Genomic DNA, 23,828 nt, shown 5'->3' on the forward strand with positions numbered 1-23,828 from the left:
ATGAGTTTAGATAGTCAATTGCAAAATAATGGTGTTGTCGTTGCCAAATTGGATGATTTGCTAAACTGGGCAAGGCTTTCGTCCATGTGGCCCATGAGTTTTGGTATTGCTTGTTGCGCAATCGAAATGATGGGAGCAATGGCTTCGACCTATGATTTGGACCGGATGGGGGTTTTTCCTAGGCCTTCCCCAAGGCAGTCAGATGTTATTATTATTGCCGGTACAGTCACTTTTAAAATGGCTGACCGTATAAAAAAGCTCTATGAGCAGATGCCCGATCCAAAATATGTTATCTCAATGGGGTCGTGTTCCAACTGTGGTGGACCATATTGGCAACATGGTTATCATGTCGTTAAGGGAGTCGATCGGATTATTCCAGTGGATGTATATGTTCAGGGCTGTCCTCCTCGTCCGGAAGCATTAATCGGTGCTTTTATTGAACTACAAAAAAAGATAGATAAAGAAAGCTTATTAGGCGAACAGCTGTTCAAAGAAAAAGCTTAGAAGATAAATTTTATAAGATTTTAAAATCAATTATGGCAAAAGATTTTTATGGCGAACTGCAATTAGGTATTCTTGGTGGTGGTCAACTCGGAAGAATGCTAATCCAGGAAGCCATTAATTACAATGTAAACGTTCATGTGCTGGATCCCGACAAGAATGCCCCTTGTCGCAAGCTGTGCAATAAATTTGAATGTGGTTCATTGAGTGATTTTGAGACAGTATATAATTTTGGGAAGGACCTGGATTTGATTACTATCGAGATTGAAAAAGTGAATGTTGATGCATTGGAGAAATTGGAAGAGGAAGGGGTCATTGTTTATCCACAGTCGCGTATTATTCGTTTGATTCAGGATAAAGGATTACAAAAACAGTTTTTTAAACAAAATGATATTCCTACTTCAACCTTTCAACTCATATCAACCAAGGATAACTTGACAAACGCTTCATTGAACTTACCTTATATCCAAAAACTACGTAAGGATGGCTATGACGGAAAAGGGGTGAAGAAGATTCTCACCGAAGCGGATATTCAGGATGCTTTTGAAGAACCAAGTTTGATTGAAGAATGGGTAGATTTTGAAAAGGAAATCGCTGTTATCGTTGCCCGCAATGACCGTGGTGATGTCTCTACTTTTCCAATGGTAGAAATGGAATTCAATCCACAAGCGAATTTAGTGGAATTTCTTATTGCGCCATCATTATATGGTGTGGAGGTTCAGCAACGTGCAGAGGCAATCGCCAAGAAAATTGCTGATGATCTACAGATTGTGGGCTTACTTGCTGTTGAAATGTTCCTAACGAAAAATGGCGATATTCTGGTGAATGAATTGGCACCGCGCCCACACAACAGTGGACATCAAACGATTGAGGGAAATTATGTTTCTCAATTTGGCCAGCATTTAAGGGCGATATTCAATTTGCCATTGGGTGATACTAGATGTCGGACAAATGCTGTGATGATCAACCTATTGGGTGAGGATGGCTATGAAGGCTTGGCAAAATACGACGGCGTAGAGGAGGTGTTGGCTATGGAAGGTGTCTATTTGCATCTGTATGGCAAGAAATACACAAAACCGTTCCGCAAGATGGGCCATGTATGTATCATCAATGACGATCGGGAGAAAGCGATCGCAAATGCAAGAAAAGTACAGGAAATATTAAAAGTTAAAGCTTAATAACACTATGTCAGTCAATAATAAGGCCCAGGTAGGCATTATCATGGGAAGCAAATCCGATCTTCCTGTTATGCAGGATGCCATCGATGTCCTGAAAGTCCTTGGAGTAGAATTTGAAGTTACGATTGTTTCGGCACACCGTACGCCACAACGTATGTTTGATTATGCGAAAAATGCAGCATCACGCGGCTTAAAAGTAATTATTGCGGGAGCTGGTGGAGCTGCGCATTTACCAGGAATGGTCGCTTCAATTACGCATTTACCTGTGATCGGAGTTCCGGTAAAATCTTCGAATTCTATCGATGGATGGGATTCGGTATTATCTATCCTTCAGATGCCTAATGGAATACCGGTAGCGACAGTTGCTTTAAATGCTGCCAAAAATGCGGGCATTTTAGCCGCTCAAATCTTGGGGACTCACGATGAGACGATAAGTAAAAATATTATTGATTTCAAAGAGGAGTTGGCGCGTAAAGTGATTGAGACAGCCGTTGAAGTAGAGGATACACAATTCTAAGGGAATTTATCAAATAAAAAAGGGAAGNNCTTCCCTTTTTTATTTGATAAGATTTGCCTGAACATAGTCGTAGCTTTTTTTAAGACTCTCCATCTTATTAGGCATGTAGATATCATCTTGCTCCACAAATGCATATTTCAGACCAGCTTTAGCCTTTTCTTTAATAATTTCGGTGAAATTTATGCTTCCGGTACCAACTTCGGTATATTTGATATCTTTAAAAATTTGTTCTACAGGTAATTTTCCATCCTTAGGCCATTCGATCGGATTCGATTTTGAACGGTCCATATCCTTCACGTGCCATAGTTTGAAACGGTTCGGAAATTTTTCAAATATGGATATCGGGTTTTTTCCAGCTTTTTCGGCCCAGAAAAGATCAAGTTCAAAATCGACAAGATCAGGTTCCGTAAAAGCCAGCATAACTTCCTCTCCCATGGTATTGTTTCCTAAATCTCTAAATTCCCAAAAGTGGTTGTGGTATGCGACTTTTAATCCGAGTTTCTTCGCCTGCTCGCCTGCTTTATTGAGCTGCTCGGCAGCGTATAGATAGTCGTCTTTTTTAAGTGCATTAATATCGAACATCGGAGTTACAGGTGCAATAACATATTCCTGACCAAGTTCTTGTGCAGCATCAAAGTAAATAGACAAATCCTCTTTATCAGTATGTGACTTACTTAGATATTTTGACATGTCATAGTGACCCGAGTGGGTTTTTAGCCCATTGTCATCCAAAATTTTTTTCAGCTCCTTATAAGGTAATTTCCAAAATTGTTTAGCTGTTGGGTCGATGCCATAAAGCTCGACATGTTTGTAGCCGATTTTTGCGATCTGTTCCAAAGAACCTTTGGGGTCTTTATCCATTAAATCACGAATGGAATACAGTTGCACACCTATATTCTGCAGCGGATTGTCACTGACAGCGCCCGTTTTGTTTTGACAAGATATCATGTTGGGCATCAGATAAGCTGCCGAAAGACCTATTCCAGCTTGCTTTAAAAATTGACGGCGAGAATTGTTCATACTATAACTGATTATTGTTAGTGTACAATGTACAATTATTTTGCTCAAAAATCAATAGCAGTTGCCGGAATATTTTTTTGGAGGGGGATATAGAATGCTCAAAAAAATAAAAAAGGTCTGAAATTAGTTCAGACCTTTTGATTTGTTTAAGAATGGAACCTTAAACAGTCATGATATCTTTTTCTTTCAGTTCTGCCAATTTATCAACTTTCACAATGTACGCATCAGTCAATTTTTGGACTTCACCTTCAGCAGTTTTGATCTCATCTTCTGAGGCACCATCATTTTTTAATTTTTTGATGGATTCATTGGCATCTTTACGAATATTACGGATAGCTACACGGCCTCTTTCAGTCTCTTCCTTTGCCTTTTTTACCAAGTCACGTCTTCTTTCTTCGGTCAATGGAGGGACATTCAAGCGGATTACGATACCATCGTTCTGCGGGTTAATGCCTAGGTTAGCATCCGTAATTGCTTTTTCAATTGCGTTTATGAGCGATTTTTCCCAAGGTTGTACGACAATTGTCCGTGCATCAGTTGTGTTGATGTTAGCAACTTGCGAAAGCGGAGTCGCGCTACCATAATAATCGACTGAAATGCCATCTAACATAGACGGTGAAGCTTTACCGGCGCGAATTTTTGTTAATTCAGACTCGGTGTGAGCAACTGCTTTGGACATCTTGTCTTTACAATCGTCCAATTCAATTGAAATTAGTTCGTTCATATAAGATTACGTTTTTTACAGATATTAATTATTTTACCACGGTTCCAACATGTTCGCCGTTGGCAAGTTTCAATAAATTGCCTGGTTTGTTCATGTCAAATACAATGATTGGTAATTTGTTTTCTTGACAAAGGGTAAAGGCAGTCATATCCATGACGTTTAACCCTTTCTCGTAAACCTCCGTGAATGAGATTTCTTCGAATTTTGTTGCACTAGGATCTTTCTCTGGATCTGCCGTATAAATACCATCTACACGTGTTCCTTTTAATACAGCATCAGCATTGATTTCGATCGCACGTAAAGATGCCGCTGTATCTGTTGTGAAATATGGGTTTCCGGTACCGGCTCCGAAAATAACAATACGTCCTTTTTCCAGGTGGCGTACTGCTCTTCTGCGAATAAATGGTTCACAGATCTGCTCCATCTTGATAGCCGTTAGCAAACGTGTCTTTTTACCTACTTTTTCAAGAGCATCTTGAAGTGCCATACTGTTGATTACTGTGGCAAGCATTCCCATATAGTCTGCCTGAACACGGTCCATCCCTGATTTTTCAGCACTTAAACCGCGGTAAATGTTACCACCACCGATAACAATTGCAATTTCTAAACCTTGATCGTGAATTTCTTTGATATCATTAGCGTATTGTGATACACGGTTAATATCGATACCATAGCTTTGGTCACCCATTAAGGATTCACCGCTAAGTTTTAATAAGATACGTTTGTATTTCATAATTGTTTTTTTGGAAATTTTCCAAAGGTCAAAGATAAAATATTTTTTTTATCCCTTAAGGCCAAAAATGATATTTATTGCGCTTTTGTTGTCTGATCAATTACTTGCTGGTAATATTGTTCGTATAGCGGCATGATATTGGACAACTGGAATTTTTTAGCGTGATTTAATGCAGCTTCTTTAAATTTTTCCAATCGTTCAACATCTTCGAGAATGTAAATGGCATTCTTGGCCATATCATCGACATCGCCCACATTGCTCAGGAATCCTGTCACGCCGTTTTCATTGAGTTCGGGCAATCCACCTGTGTTGGATGACACAACTGGAACTTGGCAGGCCATTGCCTCTAGTGCGGCCAATCCAAAGCTTTCTGAACTGGAAGGCATTAAGAAAAGATCTGAAACAGATAAAATCTCTTCGACAGCATCCTGTTTACCCAAAAAGCGAACATCTCCACATACATCCAACTCTCGTGATAGCTCCTCCGCATTTCGACGCTCGGGGCCGTCGCCTACCATAAGCAATTTGGAAGGGATGACATCATGAACTTTCTTAAATATACGAATTACGTCCTCTGTATTTTTTACTTTTCTGAAATTAGAGGTGTGCACCAAGATACGCTCATTGCCCGGAGCAATTGCCTTTTTGAAATGGGAGCGATCTTTATTACTGAACCTGTCGAGATCGATAAAGTTCGGAATAACGATAATATCTCTGGAGATATCAAAATACCGCAGCGTCTCATCTTTCAGATTTTGTGAGACGGCTGTTACACCATCCGATTGATTGATTGAGAAGGTGACAACTGGACTAAAGCTCTTATCCTTTCCAACCAAGGTAATATCCGTACCATGAAGTGTGGTTACCACGGGAATATTGATGCCATAGGTTGTCAGCAAGATTTGCTTGGCCATAAACGCTGCCGAAGCATGGGGAATGGCGTAATGCACATGAATTAGATCCAGCTTTTCAAAACGCACGACGTCGACCAATTTACTGGCCAGAGCAGATTCGTAAGGCAGAAAGTCAAAAAGTGGATATTGGGATACAGCTACTTCATGGTAATATAGGTTTTCCGAAAAGAAATCTAGGCGTGCAGGCTGTCGGTAGGTTATAAAATGGATTTCATGTCCATTGGCTGCCAATGCCTTTCCTAATTCCGTCGCCACAACACCACTGCCACCAAACGTGGGATAACAAACAATGCCTATTTTCATTTGTATAATTTAATTTTTTAAAGGTGATGAAGCTGTCAGATTTATTTAGTCCCCGAGGGTCTGAATAAATCATGACGATTTTCATATCTAATGTTTTGTGCTGCAAATTTCGACTATTTATGCCTAAAATAACAAAAACCAATTGCCATAGTTTTGTGAATTTTTTGATTACTTAAAAAGCATTATCTTTAAGTAGACATTTGAGCGGTATATGGACAACTTCATCAGTGACATTTCAGGACAGCAATTTCCTTTGGAACAACGTATTTTGGGCGCTTCCATTCGACAGCCTATTTTTAAATTGATACGGAAGGAATATCCCAATTTTGCGAAAGATAAATATATTGCCGCTACCGAACTGACCAGGTTTAAAGAAGCCTATATTACGGAATTTTTGAAAGATGAATCTGGGCAGCTGAGCCAACTGGATCTACAAGTGCTACAGAGCTTTAAAGACAACAAGGTCATTAGTGCAAGCATGGACAGCGGGGCATCTGTAGCGGCCTCTGTAGGTGAACGGATAGCGGATAAAGTTGCTGAGTTTGGTGGGAGCTGGACGTTTATTATTTCTTTCGTTGTATTTTTGCTGATCTGGATTGCGGCCAATGCATATTGGTTCAACAATAAAGGTTTTGACCCTTACCCATTTATTTTGCTTAATCTCATTTTGTCCTGTGTGGCCGCTTTTCAGGCCCCAGTCATTATGATGAGCCAAAATAGGCAGGAGGCCAAGGATCGTGAACGAGCCCGGAATGATTATTTGATTAACCTGAAGGCTGAGCTTGAAATCAGGGAATTACATGAGAAAATCGACCATCTTATTATTCGCAAAGAACAGGAACTTGTAGATGTACAGCGTGATCAAGTAGAAAAGCTGGGTTTTCTGCTGAAAAAAATGGAAAAAATAGAAGAAGCATTTAAAAACAAATGAATATAACAGGATTAATAGGGGAGCTGACGTTTAAATTTTCACGGTCCGGCGGGGCAGGCGGGCAGCATGTCAATAAAGTGTCGTCCAAGGTTACCCTGCAATGGGATGTGGCTAGTTCTGCAGTTTTTTCTGCGGAAGAAAAAGCTGTGGTGGCTGAAAAGCTCTCAAATCGTATCAACAAAGAAGGCATCTTGCAGCTGGAATCTGATGTAGATCGCTCTCAGGCGCGCAATAAGGAAATCGCCATTGATCGTTTTCTTCGTCTAATAAAAGATGCACTTGTCCCTACCAAGCCCAGAAAAAAAACCAAAATACCCTATTCCAGTGTATTGAAAAGATTAGACCGAAAAAAGCAGCAGTCACAGTTGAAAGCCTCCCGCAGACCGAATTTTGACGACTAATCTGTGATAAAATAGCAATTAGAATAATTTTATTAACCTAATTGTCAGTGAATTGTGTATATAACTAAAGAAATAGTTGTAAAACTATTTCTTTAGTTATATACTTGTATTGTAATCGATTACAACAGTACTGTTAATATAAGGAGTTATGGAAGATTTTAAGGAATTGACTAAAGCAGAAGAACAAATCATGCAGGAGCTTTGGGATATGGAACGTGGTTTTGTCAAAGATATCATTGACAGACTACCGGAGCCAAAACCTGCTTACAATACAGTTTCAACGATAGTGCGTATTCTCGAAACCAAGGGTTTTGTGTCGCATGAGTCTTTTGGTAAAAGTCATCAGTATTTACCAAAGATTTCAAAAGAGGAATATAAAAAAGGAATCACTGGTAAGTTGTTGAATAATTATTTTGATAATTCTCCCAAAAGTATGCTTTCTTATTTTTTGGAAGAAAATAAATTGGATGTGAAAGAATTAGATGATATTCTTTCAATCATCCGACAAAATAAATAACAGCAACCACCTCTTATAAACTTTTGATTATGATTTACTTATTGATTGTCAATGTTTCATTGATTATCAGCTTTGCGCTCTATAGGCTGATTTTTCGCAAACTCACTTTTTTCCAATGGAACCGGATCTATTTGACTGGGATGATTCTATTCTCGCTGTTGGCTCCAATTGGAATTTTTATCGAATTACCGAAAGCAGCTATGATTCCCTATTCGATACCGGCGGTGGATTTGAGTGGCTATATGGATATCGCTATCAGTACTCCGAAGGAGCAGCCTATTTACCTAATCGACATCCTGACTTATGTGTATTGGACGGGTGTGGCAATAGCTTGTGCTTTTTTACTATTTCGAGTGGTACAGCTGATTCGTGCTTTACGAGATGAGCATAATTATCTAAGTTTTTCATTTTTCAATAAAATTATCATTGGAGGAGCGATTAAAGACAGAAGCAGTATCGAATTGCACGAGCGTGTTCACGTCGATCAGCGACATTCTTATGATTTGCTTTTAATGGAGCTGTTGAAAATTTTCAACTGGTTTAACCCAATTTTATATTTCTTTCAAAAGGAGTTAAAGTTCCAGCACGAATGTATAGCCGACGAAATCTGTTCGACAGACAAGGTGGCCTATGCAGAGATGCTGGTCGCTCATGCGCTGCAGGTGAATCACCTGCCATTGACGCATGAGTTTTCTAATCATTCGTTTTTAAAGAAAAGAATTATGATGTTATTTAAGAATAAATCAGCGCGGAAACACAAGTTTTTATATGTAACTATTTTACCGATGCTGTTGGTCGTAGCGGGTTCGACGCTTGTTTTTAATACCAGCAGGGCTAAGAATCTTGTTGCTGATATGGAAGGTTCAATTAGCCAGCTGGAGATCCCCGGATCAAAAGAATCGGCTACACCTGCGGAAGAGTTAGAAAAAGTACATCAGGTACCTAAACCGCAATGGATTTCAACGACGGAGCCTTTACAATTCGAATTAGAAGGCAGTACGATGATGGGCGAAGAGGCAGTTACACTGATCCAGCGGGATACAACGAATCCCAATGCTATTTTTAAGGAGGTCGAAGTTGTTCCCGAGCCAGTTGGTGGAATGCGGCAATTTATGAGCTGGGTGGGCAACAATTACGGCTACCCGAAAGCTGCATTGGAAAATGGTGTGAATGGTGTCATTGAAATTTCTTTTGTTGTAGAACAGAATGGGAACTTGTCGAGTTTTGAAATCAAAAAAGACCTGGGCTACGGTACCGGTGAAGCCGCGTTGAAGCTGATGAAAAGTGCCGAGAAATGGAATCCCGGCGTACAAAATGGTAGAAAAGTACGTGTAGCCTATACTTTACCTATCCGTTTAAATACAATAAAACAAGAGGTGACTCCAGCTAGAAAAAACGTGGCTACACCAAAGCTTGGCGTTGATGGCTTGAGCAGCTGGTTTGCCCAAAATTTTAAAATGCCAAGGAAAATATCCAATAAAGATCTCGATCCCGTGATTGAAAGTTTTTTCACCATTAATCCCGATGGTACCATAAAGTCTCTTATTGTTAGGTCTGATCTTGGTCAGCAGTTTATTGATCAGGCGACCAAATTATTGTCTCGGTCTAAATGGGAGCCTTCTTTGGTGAATGGCAATCCCGTGGAGTCTAAGGCTGCCTTTTATTTCAAATTTAACGAAGATGGAGGTTATGTAAAAAATTATACGCGGGTGGATGTGACATCAGAGCCGATAGGCGGGATGATTGCATTACGCGATTATGTGATGAAGAATTATAAGCCAAATTCGACAGGTGAAGACGGCAATGTCGTTGTACAGTTTGTTGTCGAAAAAAATGGCCAACTGAATAATTTTAAAGTCGTCAGCACGCCTAATACGAAGGCAGGTGACGAGTTAGTCCGACTGTTGCGATCTGGAGCGAAATGGAAACCAGGTATTCTTGACGGTAGTCCTGTTAAAAATCAATTTGAGCTAACGTTAAAAATAATGAAGGCGAATGGAGATGTTTATGATGTTTACCGTTGGGAAGGATTAAAGATGCAAAACTTAAAATCGTAGGAGGTAGGATGTTGAGAAAGGAAAGCATATTATTGTTGTTTCTTGCACTAACAGTATGTTTGGCATTGTTTTCCTGCAGATCCTATCGGGTGGTGCCTAATGGATATAGTGTGGAAGGGGATGAATATTTCATTAATATTGATAAAGAACTTGCTGTATTTTTGGGTGACGATATTTTAAAGGGGGAAAATTGGAATGCGGATACCGGACCGATCAATGTTAGTAAAGTCGATGCTAAATACACAAAAGTGCTCAAGCATCTAAATTATCTGGACACAGCTTATAAGGTGTTATTTACAGGACATTTGAAGGGGAAATTTAGCTATGATCTGCTGGCGGTAATGAACAATTATCCGAATGTCAAAGGTAAGAAAAATCATTTATTGGACTTGACTGCATTTCAACGAGAGGAAAACAAGGAAGGACGTTATTTCTATCGCATAGATGAATTTAAAGGACAAAAGTTATTGCATTTTGTCGTTCCGTTCAATGACAGGCTATGGCAAGAGAGGATGGTCAGCATGATATTTCTGCTTCCGGCTGATTTCAATGATATCGACTGGGCGAAGGATATTGTGTTATCCAATGCTGCCATGTACCGCAATCGCTATATTTTTACACCGAGTAGGACAACGATATTATGTCCGGATGATGGAAGCCGTTCACACCTTGATTATAAAATTCCTGAAGAAAAGATTAACAACTCTGGATATATGTTAATGAAAGCGTATGGAGATGTCGAAGGGAAGCGAACTTTGGTCGTCTATAGGTTAATGAAACCAAGAGATTTTTATGGATCCTTTGTCGTTTGTAAAGGAGATTATGAAATTGTCTATACAACGTTGCAAGGCAAGGTTGTCTGGCAGACGAAAATCGATACAGAGAAAGATATTGTATTCTAGCTGCCTATTTACAGATGATCTTGAAAGCCTTGGATTAATAGTCCAAGGCTTTTAATTTATTTTTGAGCTGTAGAATCTCATTTTGAAGTTGCTCGACCTTATCCAATAAATGGTTGGCGACTTGAATTCCCTGTGGATTTACTTCCAAGTCGTAATACAAATTGGAGAAGCGTTCCAACTTTTTGAGTTCTTCCTCGTCGATATATTGCTCTTCCTGTTGTATGACAATATGAATGAGTCCATATTCTTCCATGGTCTGCAGAAAAGTTGTTTCAACTTTTCTGGATTGGCAGAAGTCTATCACTTTTATGAGTGTCGTTTCCATGAGATTATTGCTTTAGATCCTTCAATTGTTGAAACAATGCTTTTTCCTCAGCGGATAGGTTGCTGGGCATTTTGATATTTAGGCTTACATAAAGATCCCCAAATTCACCTTCTTTGCGATAGATTGGAAAACCTTTACCCTTGAGCCGCATTTTGGTACCATTTTGACTTTCGGGTTTGACCTTTAATTTGATCTTACCCCCAAAGGTGTCAAGTGTTGCCTCGCCGCCTAAAATCGCCGTATAGAGGTCTACATCCAGCGAGGTGTACAGATCATTTCCTTGACGTTTGAAAGTTGCATCGGGCGTGATGTTGATCGTAATATATAAATCGCCTTTAGGGCCGCCATTGATTCCTTCGCTACCATAGCCCTTTAATTTGATCTTCTGTCCATCCTCAACACCTGCATGAATCGTAATACGAATACTCTTGCCATTAATATTAAAAGTTTGTTGATGGGTGGTATAGGCCTGTTGGAGACTTAAACTCAGTTCGGCATTAAAATCCTGTCCGCGGAAAGTACTCTGCCTACCGCCACCACGCCGGCTGCCAAACATCTGTTCGAAAAAATCAGAAAATTGGCCATCGTCAAAATTTCCGGTATACTCATAAGAACCAGCACCGCTACCAAAGGGGCTACCTCCTCCTCCAAACGGATTTCCCCCACCAGATTGGGATTGTCGGTATTGCTGTTGTGCTTTTTCGTATTCCTCTCCATGCTGCCAATGTTCGCCATATTGATCATACTTTTTACGTTTCTCGGGATCGGATAAAACCTCGTTTGCTTCATTGACCTCCTGAAACCGTTGTTTAGCCTCATTATCATTGGGGTTGACATCAGGATGGTATTTACGCGCTAGTTTTCGATATGCTTTTTTGATATCATCTGCTGAGGCAGTCTTATCAATACCGAGCACTTTATAATAGTCTACAAATGCCATATCTCTTTTGCTGTGTTATAATAAATATAACAAATTTTTAGGCGCTTTGTTCTGCATTTGGTCAAAAACAAAAGGCCTAGGAATTTTATACCTAGGCCTCTTTTAGTGTGTTAAAAAGTGATGTACTTATTCTTTGTTATTATCTATCACCAGACGGTTTTCTCTATTGGCGATCTGCCATGCCGTAAAAAAGACCAATTTTTCCCGGTTGACCATCAGCGGGAAGTCGATTTTATCATAGGTATCCGCGGGTGTATGATAATCCGGATGAAGACCCGAAAAATAAAAGATGGAAGGGATTCCTTTTTTTGCAAAATTATAATGGTCTGAACGGTAATAAAGACGCATCGGATCCTTTGGATTGTCATACATATAATCTATTTCCAACTTGGTGTTTTTATCATTTTCATCCTTATTGATCTGGTAGAGTTCAGAACTTAGTTTGTCCGAACCAATGGCATGAATGTAATCATGGTTTCCTTTGAGATGTTTGTCATCTACGCGGCCGATCATATCGATGTTAATACAAGCGACAGTATTTGCCAGTGGAAAGATTGGATTTTCGGTGTAAAATTTTGAACCTAGTAAGCCTTTTTCTTCTGCCGCATAAGTGATAAATAAAATACTGCGTCTTGGGCCATTACCTGCAGCCTTTGCACGGGAAAAGCTACGCGCAAGCTCTAAAACTGCTGTCGTTCCGGAAGCATTGTCATCCGCACCAAAGAAGATATTTCCTTTGGAATCTTTGCCATCGTGATCATAATGTCCGCCGATCACGACAATTTCATCTTTCTTGTCAGTCCCCTCCAGGTATCCCAGTATATTCGGGTCAGATAAAGGTTTTGCATTTGTGCCAAATTCAGCTTTAAAACTGGTTGTGATTGCGAAAGAATTAGCTTGTCCAGAACGGTTAATTTTGCCGACAACAGCGGCTAAATTCGTGCGCGCAAGATTAAAAATATAATTTGCGGCATGATCGGTAATGTTGACCACTGGGATCATAGGGGATTTTTCAGGGGCTGGTTGGTCTATAGCCAGGTTGTAACGGCCTTCGGTAGCACGGTCTCCGGCATCTTCAAGTAATTGTGAGAGCTGGCTGTTAACAGCGAGTACCAATTTGGGGTTCTTCTTGAGAATTTCTTTGATTTTTTTATTTCTGCTTGTCGACCAGTCGGACGGTGTTTTTTTTCCGGTGATCCATGAGGTTCCCTTGTCGTCCGTAGGTTCACCCTCATTCAATAGTAACACAACTTTATTGGTCAGGTCTAAACCACTGATGTCGGAATACTTTGGATCATCGATGCCATAACCAATGAAGATGATCTCATTGCTTTCAAAGAGCTTATCCTCGTTGTTACCAATGACGAAGATATCCTTTCCATTTAAGAATGGTCGTTCATTGATGCTAAAGTGCTTGACTTTAAAACTGTTGTGTATAAGCTGTAAAGGTTGGAAGTAGGATCCATTTACTGGGGCTGAAAGGCCGTATTTCTTGAACTCGTTGGCGATATAATCTGCAGCCAACTGCCCGCCTTTCTGTCCTGTTCCTCTTCCTTCAAAGTCCACCGAAGCAAGTGTTCTTAAATGCTTTTGTGTGGATTCTACTGTGATCTCATTTGCATACTTGGTGCTGACATCCTGTGCCTGAGCACAACTCATCACAGAAAACGCTACCCAAATTAGGTTATATATTTTCTTCATTGTTTATTTTAGTATTTCATATTGTGGCCTTCACCTTGCGGCTACGCCATACATTTTATTAAATAATATTGATACCAACTTTTATTCATCCAATCGATGAGCTATTCAGTCATATCCGCATTTACATACTACTACTGATGCCACATTGCGGGCGCCCCCTCTTTCCCAACCGATCTTGCTTATATAAGTAGACAATATAACTAAAAAAGCGGATGAAAAGTATAGTTTACCTTTCATCCGCTTCTTAAAATATGTTAATTTATTAACAGCTGCAAGCTATTTTATTGACACGATTGGCATGACGACCACCTTCAAATTCGGTTGTCATAAAACTTGATACGATCTTTTTAGCTAAATCAAGGTCGATAAAACGGGCTGGGACACATACGACATTCGCATCGTTATGTTGGCGTGCCAACGCGGCAATTTCCTCCAGCCAACAGATTGCAGCACGGATATTCTGATGTTTATTTGCTGTGATCGCAACACCGTTTGCACTGCCGCAAATTAATACACCAGCATCGGCTTCTTTGTTTTCCACTGCGGATGCGACGGGATGTGCAAAATCTGGGTAATCCACTGAATCTGGCGAGTTTGTCCCAAAGTCCTGAACTTCATAGCCCAGTTCATTCAAAAAACCAACTAATGCCGTTTTGTACTCAAAACCTGCATGGTCACTTCCAATCGCAATTTTCTTTACGCTGCTCATTCTATTGTTATTTTATTTTTCTAATGCTAATTTTTTTCTTTTGACATCTGCTGAGACCATGATACTTACTTCATATAATAAGAACATTGGTGCTGCAACGGTCAACATCGTGATAATATCCGCAGAAGGCGTAATAACTGCAGCTATGACCAATATAATTACGGTGGCATAGCGACGGCTTGCACGCATAAATTCAGGTGTCATAATGCCTATCTTGGACAGAATAAATACCAGGATCGGAAGCAGGAAAACAATCCCACAACCTAATGTCAATGTAGCGATCGTAGACAGATAATTGTCAATGGTAATCTGATTCACGATCTCATCACTTAAGGACACGTTCGCCAAAAAGTTAATGGATAATGGTACAACAATATAGTATCCGAAAAGTGCACCTAAAAGAAACAACATGGAAGAGTAAAACACAAATCCACGTGCAGAACGTCTTTCAACATCTGTCAATGCTGGTTTTACAAATAGCCAAATTTCGAATAAAAGATAGGGAAAACCCATCATCAAAGCCATCAGAAGACAGGAGTTGATCTGGAGCATAAATTGCCCTGCTAATTCCGTATTGATAATGTTAAAAGGTATTTTCTTGACACAGAAGTCGGCTAGATTGAATGCATCTGCGGCTTTGCACATCATGCGGTAAGTCCAAAAATCGAGATTCTTTGGACCCATGATAATATCGTTGAATACGAAGTCGTAGAATGTAAACGCAATACCCGCAAAGATACAGATTGCTATAGCTGAACGAACCAAATGCCATCTTAGGACCTCAAGATGGTCAAAGAAAGACATTTCTGCTTCTATATTCTTCCCCTTATTTTTGATAGCTTGTATTAAATCTTTCGAATTTGGTGTACTCATAAAAATTGTTTGGAAACAAAAATACCATTCTTATTGTAAAGAATGGTATTTTTTATGTATGTAAAGATAATTTTATTTAATCTTCTACAGGATATTCAGTTAGGTCAAATGTTTCCATAAACTTTGTCGTGAAATTGCCCGCTCTAAAGTTAGGATCGCGCATTAATCTCAGGTGCAAAGGAATGGTGGTTTTGATACCCTCGATTACGAATTCGCTCAATGCACGCTCCATGGTACAGATTGCTTCTTCACGTGTTTGTGCAACACAGATCAACTTGGCAATCATGGAATCATAGTTGGGGGGAATTGTATAACCGGAATAAACGTGTGTATCTACGCGTACGCCATGGCCTCCCGGAGAGTGAAAATTCGTGATTCTACCCGGTGAAGGACGGAAATTGTTGAACGGATCTTCTGCATTGATACGACATTCGATCGCGTGCATTTCTGGCTCATAATTTTTTCCGGAGATCGGAATTCCTGCCGCCACCTTGATCTGCTCTTTGATCAGATCAAAGTTGATAACTTCTTCGGTTACAGGATGCTCTACCTGAATACGTGTATTCATTTCCATAAAGTAGAAGTTGCGGTGTTTGTCAACCAAGAACTCGATTGTACCGGCACCTTCATAATTTACAGCTTTTGCACCTTTTACAGCTGCTTCACCCATTTCAGCTCTTAATTCAGGCGTCATAAATGGGGAAGGAGATTCTTCGATCAATTTTTGATGACGACGTTGGATGGAACAGTCACGCTCGGATAGGTGACATACTGTGCCAAACTGGTCCCCTACGATCTGAAATTCAATATGGCGGGGTTCCTCAACATATTTTTCAAGGTAGATACCATCGTTACCAAAAGCAGCTGCAGATTCTACACGGGCAGAATCCCAAGCTGGTTCGAACTCTTCGTCTTTCCAGATGATACGCATACCACGGCCACCACCGCCGGCAGTAGCTTTAATAATAACAGGATAACCTATTTCATTGGCTAGTTTGATGCCTTCTTTTACGTTTGAGATCAAACCATCTGATCCGGGCACAGTAGGTACGCCAGCTTGTTTCATGGTGTCCTTCGCACGGGACTTGTCGCCCATTTTTTCGATCTGTTCTGCAGTAGCACCAATAAATTTGATACCATACTCTGCACAGATCGCCGAAAAACGTGCGTTCTCAGACAAGAAGCCATATCCTGGGTGAATTGCATCTGCATTTGTCAATTCAGCTGCAGAAATAATATTCGGAATGTTTAAGTAAGAATCTTTACTTGGTGGAGGGCCGATACAAACCGCTTCGTCAGCAAAACGTACATGTAAGCTATCTCTGTCTGCGGTTGAATATACTGCAACACTTTTGATACCCATCTCACGGCAGGTACGGATAATGCGCAGGGCAATTTCTCCTCTATTTGCAATTAATATTTTTTTAAACATTGTCTTGAATTATGAAGTTTACAAAAATGTAGCCCTTTGGAGGCTACATAGGTATTCATTTACGTGTGTAAATTACTTAGGCTCAACTAAGAATAATGGTTGATCGTACTCAACAGGTTGAGCATCTTCTACCAAAATCTTAACGATTTTACCAGAAACTTCAGATTCGATTTCGTTGAACAATTTCATAGCTTCAACAATACACAATACAGAACCTGTATTGATATCATCACCAATATTAACGAAAGATGGTTTGCCCGGTCCGGCTGAACGGTAAAATGTACCGATCATTGGTGATTTGATGGTAATCAAGTTAGCATCATTGTTAGCAGCTGGCGCAGCAGGAGTAGCCACAGGCGCTGGAGCTGCTGCTTGAGCAACTGGAGCTGCGGCCACAGGCGCTACAGCCGGAACAGTAGCTGTTACATACGTAGGCTCTTGATTTGTCTTTATTGTAATTTTAAAATCTTGCTCTTCAATCGAGACTTCATTCACACCTGATTTTGAAACGAATTTAATCAAGTCCTGAATTTGTTTGATATCCATACCCATAGTATTCTAGGTTTTGTTTGTTTCTTAAAAAATTCTAACTGTCAAAAGTAATAAAATATACCATAAAATGGACAATTAATACGCCCATTTTAAATAGATGGATCCCCAAGTGAAACCACCACCGAAAGCAGCTAGGATCAGGTTGTCTCCTTTTTTCAATTGAGATTCCCATTCCCATAAGCATAGTGGGATTGTTCCACTGGTCGTATTACCATATTTTTGGATGTTCACCATTACCTTTTCTTCGGGAAGGCCCACGCGTTCTGCTGTCGCATCAATGATACGTTTATTGGCTTGATGAGGTACCAACCAGGCAATATCTTCTGATTTCAAGTTGTTTTTTTCCATCACTTCATGTGCTACATCGGCCATATTGGTGACGGCAAATTTAAATACTGTGCGTCCTTCTTGGTAAGCATAATGTAGACCAGCGTCAACCGTTGCATGGCTGGCCGGATTTAATGAACCTCCTCCTTTAATATTAAGATATTGGCCACCTGAACCATCCGTCTTTAGAATAGCATCCTGTATACCCAGCCCGTCTTCATTTGGTTCCAATAACACACAACCACAACCATCACCAAAAAGGATACAGGTATTGCGGTCCTGATAATTGATTACCGATGACATTTTATCTGCGCCTACAACAAGTACTTTTTTGTGTGTACCCGCAGTGATAAACTGTGTTCCGGTATTTAGACCGAACAAGAAGCCTGAACAAGCTGCCTGAAGATCGAATCCCCAAGCGTTGGTCGCTCCGATTTTATCGGCCAAAATATTCGCGGTAGCAGGAAACAACATATCTGGTGTACTGGTACAGAAGATAATTAGGTCGATATCCGTCGCTTCTATTCCTCTCTTTTTCAATAAACCTTGAACGGCAGGTACGGCAAGATCTGATGTAGCCAGCCCTTCGCCCTTTAAGATGCGTCTCTCTTTGATTCCTGTTCGTGATACAATCCACTCATCGTTGGTATCGACCATTGTTTCCAATTCTTTGTTGGTGAGGATGTAATCCGGAACGTAACCATTTACAGCCGTAATTGCGGCATGAATCTTTGACATAAATACTTAATTGAAAATAGATCTGATGCTGTCAATGAATTTAGACTCGATCATATCTCTTGAAAATAAAACCATATTTTTAATGGCCTCAGGTGTTGAAATCCCATGACCAATAATAACAGGAGCGTTGACTCCCAAGATTGGACTACCGCCGTACTGCTCGTAGTTGAATCGGTCGAAGAAATCATCTTTAAAACCTTTTTTCAGGGTCACTACATAAAATGATTCTGCAAGTTTCAAGACGACATTGCCGGTAAATCCATCACAGACGTATACGTCAGCATGGTCACTGAACAGGTCGCGGCCTTCTGCATTTCCGATAAAGTTAATCTTGTCGTTGGCTTTAAGTAGAGGGTAGGTAGAGGTTGTAAGGATGTTTCCTTTTTCTTCTTCTTCTCCAATGTTCAATAATCCCACTTTAGGGTTGTTTACATTGAATACATGTTCGGCAAAGAGGCTGCCCAACATTGCAAATTGATTCAGCATCTCCGGTTTGCAGTCTGCATTTGCGCCGACATCCAGTAAGATTCCGAACCCTGATTTCAATTTTGGAACAATTGATGCTATGGCTGGGCGCAATACGCCCGGGATAGCTTTAACACTGAACATCGAACCCACAAGCATAGCTCCGGTGTTACCAGCGGATGCGAATGAGTCGATTTCTTTGTTTTTTAAATATTCAAATCCCTTCGCAATGCTTGAGTTGGGTTTTTGAGTTATCGCTTTGGTTGGATGTTCACCCATTGCAATGACTTCTGGAGCTTCCACATATTCAAAGTCAGATGAATTTCCTCCGGCTTGATCGATTAATTGCTTCGTCTCTTCAGTGTTACCAAAAAGGACTATCTTTTGGTCTCCAGTAAGCTGCTTTTGTGCTTCAATAGCACCTGTTATCGTTGCTTTAGGAGCATAATCTCCTCCTAAAATATCTAAACCAATCTTCATCCGTTATTATTTAGTAAATCAATAATACGCAAAAAACATCCCAAAATAAAGCAAATTTCTAAAATATTGCTTGTTTGGGATGTTTTGGTGTTATGAAAGGTTTACCTTAGACAACAGCTGTATTTTCAATGATCAATTTACCGTTGTAGTACAAGTTTCCGTCTACAGTGTATGCACGGTGAGGTAAATGAACTGCGCCAGTTTCTTTACATACTGTCAAGCTAGGAGCTTCAGCTTTATAATGTGTTCTTCTTTTGTCTCTTCTTGATTTAGAAGTTTTACGTTTTGGATGTGCCATCTCGTATTTTTGTTTTAGTTATTTTTAATATTTCTCAATGCTTCCCAACGTGGGTCGATAATTTCTGCTTCTTTTTGCTCCTCTGAATCTGGTTCGCTTGTAAATAAGGCCAGCATTTCAGGATCACATTGTATGCCTTCTCCCTGCTCTTCACATTTTACGATATAAGGGACAGCTAAATTGATGTATTCGTACAATAATTCAGCGATATCCAACTCATGGTCGCTTTTTGATAAGACCAACACCTCTTCGGTATTGTCTGTCCAATCTTCATCCGTGAATTTGACCAATATTCGTTCTTGAATTGAAATCGGTGACATAAATTCCTTCAGGCAGGTATCGCAAGTCAATTGAATCTCTCCTTGGATATCAAAATGCAAAATCAGCAGGTTTTCCTGTTTCTGCAATTCAACTTCCGCCTTTAGATTGCCATCTTTTACAATCGAATGTTCGTAGCAGTCAAAGAACTTTTTATTAATGTCAAATTCAAAATTGTGCTTTCCAGCGTTGAGTCCCGAAAAGGGAATTCTGTATTGTTTTAGATGTTTCACAATCTTGCATTTGAGCCTGCAAAGGTATGTATAAAATCATTAGGATCGAAATATTTTTTTAAATATTCCAGCCGAATGCTTTATAGATACGCATAGCCTGACTTATTCATAATAATTTTTACCTAACTCTATCTTTTCGCGTCCATTTGCCATACGCCATTTATTGGTGTCACGTAGCGAATAAGCACAGCCGCAATATTCCTGCATATAGAATTTCTCTTTTTTGGAGACTTCTAACATCCTTGCCGAACCGCCTTTTTTGCGCCAGTTGAATGTCCAGTATTCCATCCCCTGATGATGGGAAGCTGCGCGTAGACCACAGTCATTGATCTGTTCCATGTTTTTCCAACGAGAGATTCCCAATGAGCTCGAGATCACATCAAAGCCATTTGCAGCCGCATATTCAGCTGTTTTTTCGAAGCGCATATCAAAGCACATGGTACAACGGACTCCTCTCTCAGGCTCCTGCTCCATGCCTTTGGCCAAATCAAACCAATGGTCTACATCGTAATCCGCATCTATAAAAGGGATATTGTGTTTTTCCGCAAATCGAATATTCTCATCTTTGCGCAGATCGTACTCCTTGCGCGGATGGATATTGGGATTGTAAAAATAAATCGTAAAATCGATATCTGAAGCAATCAATGCTTCCATGACTTCTCCAGAACAAGGTGCACAGCAGGAATGCAAAAGCAATTTCTTGCCTTCTCCCGGTAATGCCAACTTCTCCCGTACAAATTCCTTCTTTTCCATAATCGTATGTGATATCAAAAACAAAGGCAATTTTAATCAAAAAGTAGCGGAATGACAAATATTTCCGTTTGAGTTGTCGTGATATTTGTCCAAAAGAATCATATAAATTCATTGATATTCTGCATATATTAGTAGATTTGTATGTTTGACGCAATAAGCTATTTATAATAAAAAATATATGAAATTTTCATTTCAAACCTGTGTTATTGTATTATTCGCCAGTTTAATAGGCGTTGCTTCCTGTAAAAAATTGGATGATGAACCTGAACCGGGACGGGCAGCTCTTATTTCCAGATTGTATATTTCTTTCCAGGATTATCAGCCAAATAATTCTTCGATTAAGAATCTCTTTATCGTGGATCCTGCTGATACCAATAGCCTGGATAATATCTATCAATATCTTTCGCCCGCAAAAGGCGGGGGACCAGTTATTTTTGATCCCAATGCAAAGTCAATTTTCCAGGCGAGTGCGGGGACCGTCGCTCAGGATACCTTTATCCGGCAAATCGCTCTGGACGACATTTACGGGATTCCGGGAAATGCTAGTGCCATTGGCTATAGGGGATTTTCGAACGTCAGGGGATTGGCTTATTACTCCTATGCCCAACAAAATGGTACTTCGGGCTCAGCTGTGACAAATTTTTTACTTGCAGTAACAGGTGGTAATATGTTGTATGCGGTAAGTCGTCCGGAGGGAAAAGGGGGAGCAGGGGGTTCCAAAATCATTGATAAACAGATTAGTCTGGGGGATATTAACCCAAGCTCATTAACCTTATTGAAAGGAAATCCGGATGATAAAAATGAAAAATGGTTGTTGGTCGGATTTAACGATGAGGGTACGAATAAAAGAAGTGGTTTTGCTGTGTATAAGGGACTGAAACAACAACTGATTGATAAAGTGCGGGACACAATTGTTAATTCGAACGCTTTTCCGCCAGCCGTGAAAGTCTACGTTAAGGGAAAAACGGATCTAAGAGCGGTATCTTATGCGCCAAATAAAAAGTTATTAGCCGTTACAGCAGGGACAGAAATTTTGTTTTTTAATAATCCGGATGGATTATTTAATGGATCTGGAGAAAAGGAAATCGATGCTGATTATGCGGTCGGTGGTTCAAATACAGGATTGGAACAGATTGGTGGGGTTGCCATTGATGATCGTACTGAAAATGGTAAATTCTTTTACGTTTCCGATTCCAAAAACGGAAAAGTTGTACGTTTTAAATTAACGGATCAAGGGAATGCAACACCGGAAATGACAAAAAATTATGGGACATTGACACCAAATTATATCTTTTTGGATGCCAGAGAAAGAACTAATTTCTAGTTTGTCAATTTGTGTCAGGCAAGCAATTCGAACAGTTCTCTGATTTCCTGTTGCTTGGCTACACTTTCATTCGCTTCATAGGCCGAAAGCAGATTTCGTAAGGCACGCTTCATGATTGTCACATTGTCGCATGGATAAGTAAATTCCCGGTCCGGAGCAAGGTTTAACTGTTTCAAGAATGAATTGACATCACTTCTTTGCATGATTTGTCCCCGATTGAATGCATTGATGTAAAACAAGACATGCTCATTCCCATGCTCATCGGTATCCATGTAAGCCAAGATAAAATGCTTGGGTAAGTTGATCCCGTAGATCGGGATATCCAGCTTTTGTGCAATAATGCTATAGATACAGGATAAGGTCAATGGATTACCCTGTTTGGTGTCCAAAACCTGGCCGATATAAGAGTTTTGCGGATGGTGATAGTCCTTTGTATTGCCCGATAAACCAAAGGAGCCAAATAGCACGTGATTCATCAGGTTCACCTTTTCCAAAGGACTCATATCGTATTGTAACCCGCGCCAAACCTCTGTTTTCAGATCTTCGATCTTTAACACGATCTTATGGTCTTCGTAAGAAGGATACTGATAATTATTGAGAATGATAAGTCCTTCGAGTAAATTAAAGGAATTGCTCAGATTCCAGATCTGTAGTTCATTTTTAGTCTGGTCGAACTGAATTTCATGAATAATGTTTTCCAATCGACCTTGTATCCTTGGGTCAAAACTTGACTCCCAGAATTTCTCCAAATAGGGAACAATTTCAGGACCTTGGCTTTTCAATTGATGCTCCACTTCCTGAATAATCTGTTGATCGGTATCGTCCAACAGGAATATTAACGATTTCAGCTCTCTCTCATTCATCATAACGAAGTTAAAAAAATGAATTGAGAAATGGATACAAAAAAATCCCTACAGTAATTCATGTACCAAGTAGGGATTATTCAGGTTAAATTGGTCTACAATTATTTGAGCTGGCCATCCAGCATATTGACAATTCTTTTGCCGTACTCCGCATTTTTTTCGGAGTGGGTAACTTGTATGATCGTGACACCGTCATCATTCAATTGTTTGAAAAGCTCCATGATTTCTTCCCCTTGTTTGGAATTAAGGTTACCCGTAGGTTCATCTGCCAACAAGAGTTTCGGGGAGCCGGCCAATGCACGTGCGATGCCGACAATCTGTTGCTGTCCACCAGATAGTTGCGCCGGAAACAGATCTTTCTTTCCCACAATGCCAAAACGGTCAAGCATATCGGCTACAATGGCTTTTCGTTCCTTGCTTGAGATGTCTTTATAGATCAACGGTGTTTCGATATTTTCGTATACCGTCAATTCATCCAGTAAATGGTAAGCTTGAAATACGTATCCAATATGAGATTGGTAGAGTTGCGTCCTTTTTTTTGATTTCATCTGCAATACATTTTCATCCATAAAGATATATTCACCTTCATCGGGTTCGTCTAGCATACCGATAATATTCAACAGGGTGGATTTTCCGGAACCCGAAGGGCCCATAATGGATATGAAATCACCTTCTGCTATATCTAAACTGACATCTTTGAGGACAAATGAGCGTGTACCACCTACATTATACCACTTGAATAAATGTTTTAATTGTATCATTTTCTAGTATTGAGATTTTAGTGTTGAGTATTGAGATT

General features: G+C 40.0%; 27 protein-coding genes. 9 read left to right on the forward strand and 18 right to left on the reverse strand.

From position 1 onward, the window contains the following. The 3 genes from B4A24_RS17825 to purE are packed head-to-tail and all read left to right on the forward strand — an operon-like array spanning window position 1 to window position 2,196. Window positions 1-504: an NADH-quinone oxidoreductase subunit B gene (locus B4A24_RS17825; RefSeq protein WP_104384901.1), complete on the forward strand. Its 504-nt coding sequence runs from the start codon at window positions 1-3 to the stop codon at window positions 502-504. Between the two features lie 32 nt (window positions 505-536). Further along, a complete protein-coding gene (locus B4A24_RS17830; RefSeq protein WP_293946393.1) occupies window positions 537-1,679 on the forward strand; it encodes a 5-(carboxyamino)imidazole ribonucleotide synthase in 1,143 nt (380 codons plus the stop codon). A gap of 7 nt (window positions 1,680-1,686) precedes the next feature. Next, window positions 1,687-2,196, forward strand: a complete 510-nt coding sequence (gene purE, locus B4A24_RS17835) for a 5-(carboxyamino)imidazole ribonucleotide mutase (RefSeq protein WP_172393774.1) — start codon at window positions 1,687-1,689, stop codon at window positions 2,194-2,196. Window positions 2,197-2,235: 39 nt separating this feature from the next. Here purE and B4A24_RS17840 read toward each other — a convergent pair whose 3' ends face one another. The 4 genes from B4A24_RS17840 to bshA all read right to left on the reverse strand — a co-directional run bounded on the left by B4A24_RS17840 (window position 2,236) and on the right by bshA (window position 5,890). Further along, on the reverse strand, window positions 2,236-3,216 hold the full coding sequence (locus B4A24_RS17840; RefSeq protein WP_293946394.1) for a sugar phosphate isomerase/epimerase family protein: 981 nt from the start codon (window positions 3,214-3,216) through the stop codon (window positions 2,236-2,238). Between the two features lie 160 nt (window positions 3,217-3,376). Continuing rightward, window positions 3,377-3,940, reverse strand: a complete 564-nt coding sequence (frr, locus tag B4A24_RS17845; protein ID WP_172393776.1) for a ribosome recycling factor — start codon at window positions 3,938-3,940, stop codon at window positions 3,377-3,379. Between the two features lie 28 nt (window positions 3,941-3,968). After that, window positions 3,969-4,673, reverse strand: coding sequence for a UMP kinase (gene pyrH / locus B4A24_RS17850; RefSeq protein ID WP_075991132.1), 705 nt, complete (start codon window positions 4,671-4,673; stop codon window positions 3,969-3,971). A 74-nt stretch (window positions 4,674-4,747) separates the two neighbouring features. Then, entirely contained in the window at window positions 4,748-5,890 is a 1,143-nt protein-coding gene (bshA, locus tag B4A24_RS17855; protein WP_293946395.1) for an N-acetyl-alpha-D-glucosaminyl L-malate synthase BshA, read from the reverse strand. Between the two features lie 211 nt (window positions 5,891-6,101). On the opposite strand from bshA, the gene B4A24_RS17860 reads away from it, so the two are divergent. From B4A24_RS17860 to B4A24_RS17880, 5 genes are all read left to right on the forward strand, one after another. Beyond that, complete coding sequence (locus B4A24_RS17860; protein WP_293946396.1) at window positions 6,102-6,821, forward strand: DUF1003 domain-containing protein; 720 nt, start codon at window positions 6,102-6,104, stop codon at window positions 6,819-6,821. Next, window positions 6,818-7,222 carry an alternative ribosome rescue aminoacyl-tRNA hydrolase ArfB gene (arfB, locus tag B4A24_RS17865; protein WP_293946397.1) on the forward strand — a complete coding sequence of 135 codons (405 nt, stop codon included), beginning with the start codon at window positions 6,818-6,820 and terminating at the stop codon, window positions 7,220-7,222. Before B4A24_RS17860 ends, arfB begins: the two co-directional genes overlap by 4 nt. 148 nt (window positions 7,223-7,370) lie before the next feature. Further along, window positions 7,371-7,739, forward strand: a complete 369-nt coding sequence (locus tag B4A24_RS17870; RefSeq protein WP_172393780.1) for a BlaI/MecI/CopY family transcriptional regulator — start codon at window positions 7,371-7,373, stop codon at window positions 7,737-7,739. Window positions 7,740-7,768: 29 nt separating this feature from the next. Further along, complete coding sequence (locus B4A24_RS17875) at window positions 7,769-9,796, forward strand: energy transducer TonB (protein WP_293946398.1); 2,028 nt, start codon at window positions 7,769-7,771, stop codon at window positions 9,794-9,796. Window positions 9,797-9,804: 8 nt separating this feature from the next. Continuing rightward, entirely contained in the window at window positions 9,805-10,698 is an 894-nt protein-coding gene (locus tag B4A24_RS17880) for a hypothetical protein (protein ID WP_293946399.1), read from the forward strand. Window positions 10,699-10,732: 34 nt separating this feature from the next. Here the strand turns inward: B4A24_RS17880 and B4A24_RS17885 are convergent, their stop codons facing one another. The 12 genes from B4A24_RS17885 to B4A24_RS17940 form a co-directional block, all read right to left on the reverse strand. Beyond that, window positions 10,733-11,023, reverse strand: a complete 291-nt coding sequence (locus B4A24_RS17885) for a chaperone modulator CbpM (protein WP_172393783.1) — start codon at window positions 11,021-11,023, stop codon at window positions 10,733-10,735. Window positions 11,024-11,027: 4 nt separating this feature from the next. Then, a complete protein-coding gene (locus B4A24_RS17890) occupies window positions 11,028-11,963 on the reverse strand; it encodes a J domain-containing protein (RefSeq protein WP_293946400.1) in 936 nt (311 codons plus the stop codon). Window positions 11,964-12,089: 126 nt separating this feature from the next. Then, complete coding sequence (locus B4A24_RS17895) at window positions 12,090-13,664, reverse strand: M28 family peptidase (protein WP_293946401.1); 1,575 nt, start codon at window positions 13,662-13,664, stop codon at window positions 12,090-12,092. Between the two features lie 262 nt (window positions 13,665-13,926). Further along, window positions 13,927-14,373, reverse strand: a complete 447-nt coding sequence (gene rpiB / locus B4A24_RS17900) for a ribose 5-phosphate isomerase B (protein WP_293946402.1) — start codon at window positions 14,371-14,373, stop codon at window positions 13,927-13,929. A gap of 12 nt (window positions 14,374-14,385) precedes the next feature. Next, a complete protein-coding gene (tatC, locus tag B4A24_RS17905) occupies window positions 14,386-15,246 on the reverse strand; it encodes a twin-arginine translocase subunit TatC (protein ID WP_108635890.1) in 861 nt (286 codons plus the stop codon). A gap of 76 nt (window positions 15,247-15,322) precedes the next feature. Beyond that, window positions 15,323-16,678: an acetyl-CoA carboxylase biotin carboxylase subunit gene (gene accC / locus B4A24_RS17910; RefSeq protein WP_172393787.1), complete on the reverse strand. Its 1,356-nt coding sequence runs from the start codon at window positions 16,676-16,678 to the stop codon at window positions 15,323-15,325. Between the two features lie 72 nt (window positions 16,679-16,750). Beyond that, window positions 16,751-17,230: an acetyl-CoA carboxylase biotin carboxyl carrier protein gene (gene accB, locus B4A24_RS17915; protein WP_172393788.1), complete on the reverse strand. Its 480-nt coding sequence runs from the start codon at window positions 17,228-17,230 to the stop codon at window positions 16,751-16,753. A 75-nt stretch (window positions 17,231-17,305) separates the two neighbouring features. Further along, on the reverse strand, window positions 17,306-18,295 hold the full coding sequence (locus B4A24_RS17920; RefSeq protein ID WP_293946403.1) for a beta-ketoacyl-ACP synthase III: 990 nt from the start codon (window positions 18,293-18,295) through the stop codon (window positions 17,306-17,308). Window positions 18,296-18,301: 6 nt separating this feature from the next. Continuing rightward, a complete protein-coding gene (gene plsX, locus B4A24_RS17925) occupies window positions 18,302-19,240 on the reverse strand; it encodes a phosphate acyltransferase PlsX (RefSeq protein WP_172393790.1) in 939 nt (312 codons plus the stop codon). Window positions 19,241-19,346: 106 nt separating this feature from the next. Beyond that, on the reverse strand, window positions 19,347-19,538 hold the full coding sequence (gene rpmF / locus B4A24_RS17930) for a 50S ribosomal protein L32 (protein WP_046672269.1): 192 nt from the start codon (window positions 19,536-19,538) through the stop codon (window positions 19,347-19,349). A gap of 14 nt (window positions 19,539-19,552) precedes the next feature. Continuing rightward, window positions 19,553-20,089 carry a YceD family protein gene (locus B4A24_RS17935; protein ID WP_293946404.1) on the reverse strand — a complete coding sequence of 179 codons (537 nt, stop codon included), beginning with the start codon at window positions 20,087-20,089 and terminating at the stop codon, window positions 19,553-19,555. Window positions 20,090-20,191: 102 nt separating this feature from the next. After that, the gene (locus tag B4A24_RS17940) at window positions 20,192-20,842 is read right to left on the reverse strand and encodes an epoxyqueuosine reductase QueH (RefSeq protein WP_293946405.1); all 651 of its coding nucleotides are present in this window, start codon (window positions 20,840-20,842) and stop codon (window positions 20,192-20,194) included. Between the two features lie 178 nt (window positions 20,843-21,020). Here B4A24_RS17940 and B4A24_RS17945 point away from each other — a divergent pair, with 178 nt between their 5' ends. Next, window positions 21,021-22,166: a hypothetical protein gene (locus B4A24_RS17945; RefSeq protein WP_293946406.1), complete on the forward strand. Its 1,146-nt coding sequence runs from the start codon at window positions 21,021-21,023 to the stop codon at window positions 22,164-22,166. A gap of 14 nt (window positions 22,167-22,180) precedes the next feature. Here the strand turns inward: B4A24_RS17945 and B4A24_RS17950 are convergent, their stop codons facing one another. Next, the gene (locus tag B4A24_RS17950; RefSeq protein WP_312399713.1) at window positions 22,181-23,032 is read right to left on the reverse strand and encodes a transglutaminase-like domain-containing protein; all 852 of its coding nucleotides are present in this window, start codon (window positions 23,030-23,032) and stop codon (window positions 22,181-22,183) included. A 98-nt stretch (window positions 23,033-23,130) separates the two neighbouring features. Next, window positions 23,131-23,790: an ABC transporter ATP-binding protein gene (locus B4A24_RS17955; RefSeq protein ID WP_293946407.1), complete on the reverse strand. Its 660-nt coding sequence runs from the start codon at window positions 23,788-23,790 to the stop codon at window positions 23,131-23,133. Window positions 23,791-23,828 lie beyond the last annotated feature (38 nt).

Source organism: Sphingobacterium sp. UBA7249, from assembly GCF_002472835.1.
Lineage (GTDB): Bacteria > Bacteroidota > Bacteroidia > Sphingobacteriales > Sphingobacteriaceae > Sphingobacterium > Sphingobacterium prati.

Coding starts and splice junctions, on each gene's coding strand:
- B4A24_RS17825 (WP_104384901.1), top strand. CDS start 1: ATGAGTTTAGATAGTCAATTGCAAAATAATGGTGTTGTCGTTGCCAAA.
- B4A24_RS17830 (WP_293946393.1), top strand. CDS start 537: ATGGCAAAAGATTTTTATGGCGAACTGCAATTAGGTATTCTTGGTGGT.
- purE (WP_172393774.1), top strand. CDS start 1,687: ATGTCAGTCAATAATAAGGCCCAGGTAGGCATTATCATGGGAAGCAAA.
- B4A24_RS17840 (WP_293946394.1), bottom strand. CDS start 3,216: ATGAACAATTCTCGCCGTCAATTTTTAAAGCAAGCTGGAATAGGTCTT.
- frr (WP_172393776.1), bottom strand. CDS start 3,940: ATGAACGAACTAATTTCAATTGAATTGGACGATTGTAAAGACAAGATG.
- pyrH (WP_075991132.1), bottom strand. CDS start 4,673: ATGAAATACAAACGTATCTTATTAAAACTTAGCGGTGAATCCTTAATG.
- bshA (WP_293946395.1), bottom strand. CDS start 5,890: ATGAAAATAGGCATTGTTTGTTATCCCACGTTTGGTGGCAGTGGTGTT.
- B4A24_RS17860 (WP_293946396.1), top strand. CDS start 6,102: ATGGACAACTTCATCAGTGACATTTCAGGACAGCAATTTCCTTTGGAA.
- arfB (WP_293946397.1), top strand. CDS start 6,818: ATGAATATAACAGGATTAATAGGGGAGCTGACGTTTAAATTTTCACGG.
- B4A24_RS17870 (WP_172393780.1), top strand. CDS start 7,371: ATGGAAGATTTTAAGGAATTGACTAAAGCAGAAGAACAAATCATGCAG.
- B4A24_RS17875 (WP_293946398.1), top strand. CDS start 7,769: ATGATTTACTTATTGATTGTCAATGTTTCATTGATTATCAGCTTTGCG.
- B4A24_RS17880 (WP_293946399.1), top strand. CDS start 9,805: ATGTTGAGAAAGGAAAGCATATTATTGTTGTTTCTTGCACTAACAGTA.
- B4A24_RS17885 (WP_172393783.1), bottom strand. CDS start 11,023: ATGGAAACGACACTCATAAAAGTGATAGACTTCTGCCAATCCAGAAAA.
- B4A24_RS17890 (WP_293946400.1), bottom strand. CDS start 11,963: ATGGCATTTGTAGACTATTATAAAGTGCTCGGTATTGATAAGACTGCC.
- B4A24_RS17895 (WP_293946401.1), bottom strand. CDS start 13,664: ATGAAGAAAATATATAACCTAATTTGGGTAGCGTTTTCTGTGATGAGT.
- rpiB (WP_293946402.1), bottom strand. CDS start 14,373: ATGAGCAGCGTAAAGAAAATTGCGATTGGAAGTGACCATGCAGGTTTT.
- tatC (WP_108635890.1), bottom strand. CDS start 15,246: ATGAGTACACCAAATTCGAAAGATTTAATACAAGCTATCAAAAATAAG.
- accC (WP_172393787.1), bottom strand. CDS start 16,678: ATGTTTAAAAAAATATTAATTGCAAATAGAGGAGAAATTGCCCTGCGC.
- accB (WP_172393788.1), bottom strand. CDS start 17,230: ATGGGTATGGATATCAAACAAATTCAGGACTTGATTAAATTCGTTTCA.
- B4A24_RS17920 (WP_293946403.1), bottom strand. CDS start 18,295: ATGTCAAAGATTCATGCCGCAATTACGGCTGTAAATGGTTACGTTCCG.
- plsX (WP_172393790.1), bottom strand. CDS start 19,240: ATGAAGATTGGTTTAGATATTTTAGGAGGAGATTATGCTCCTAAAGCA.
- rpmF (WP_046672269.1), bottom strand. CDS start 19,538: ATGGCACATCCAAAACGTAAAACTTCTAAATCAAGAAGAGACAAAAGA.
- B4A24_RS17940 (WP_293946405.1), bottom strand. CDS start 20,842: ATGGAAAAGAAGGAATTTGTACGGGAGAAGTTGGCATTACCGGGAGAA.
- B4A24_RS17945 (WP_293946406.1), top strand. CDS start 21,021: ATGAAATTTTCATTTCAAACCTGTGTTATTGTATTATTCGCCAGTTTA.
- B4A24_RS17950 (WP_312399713.1), bottom strand. CDS start 23,032: ATGATGAATGAGAGAGAGCTGAAATCGTTAATATTCCTGTTGGACGAT.
- B4A24_RS17955 (WP_293946407.1), bottom strand. CDS start 23,790: ATGATACAATTAAAACATTTATTCAAGTGGTATAATGTAGGTGGTACA.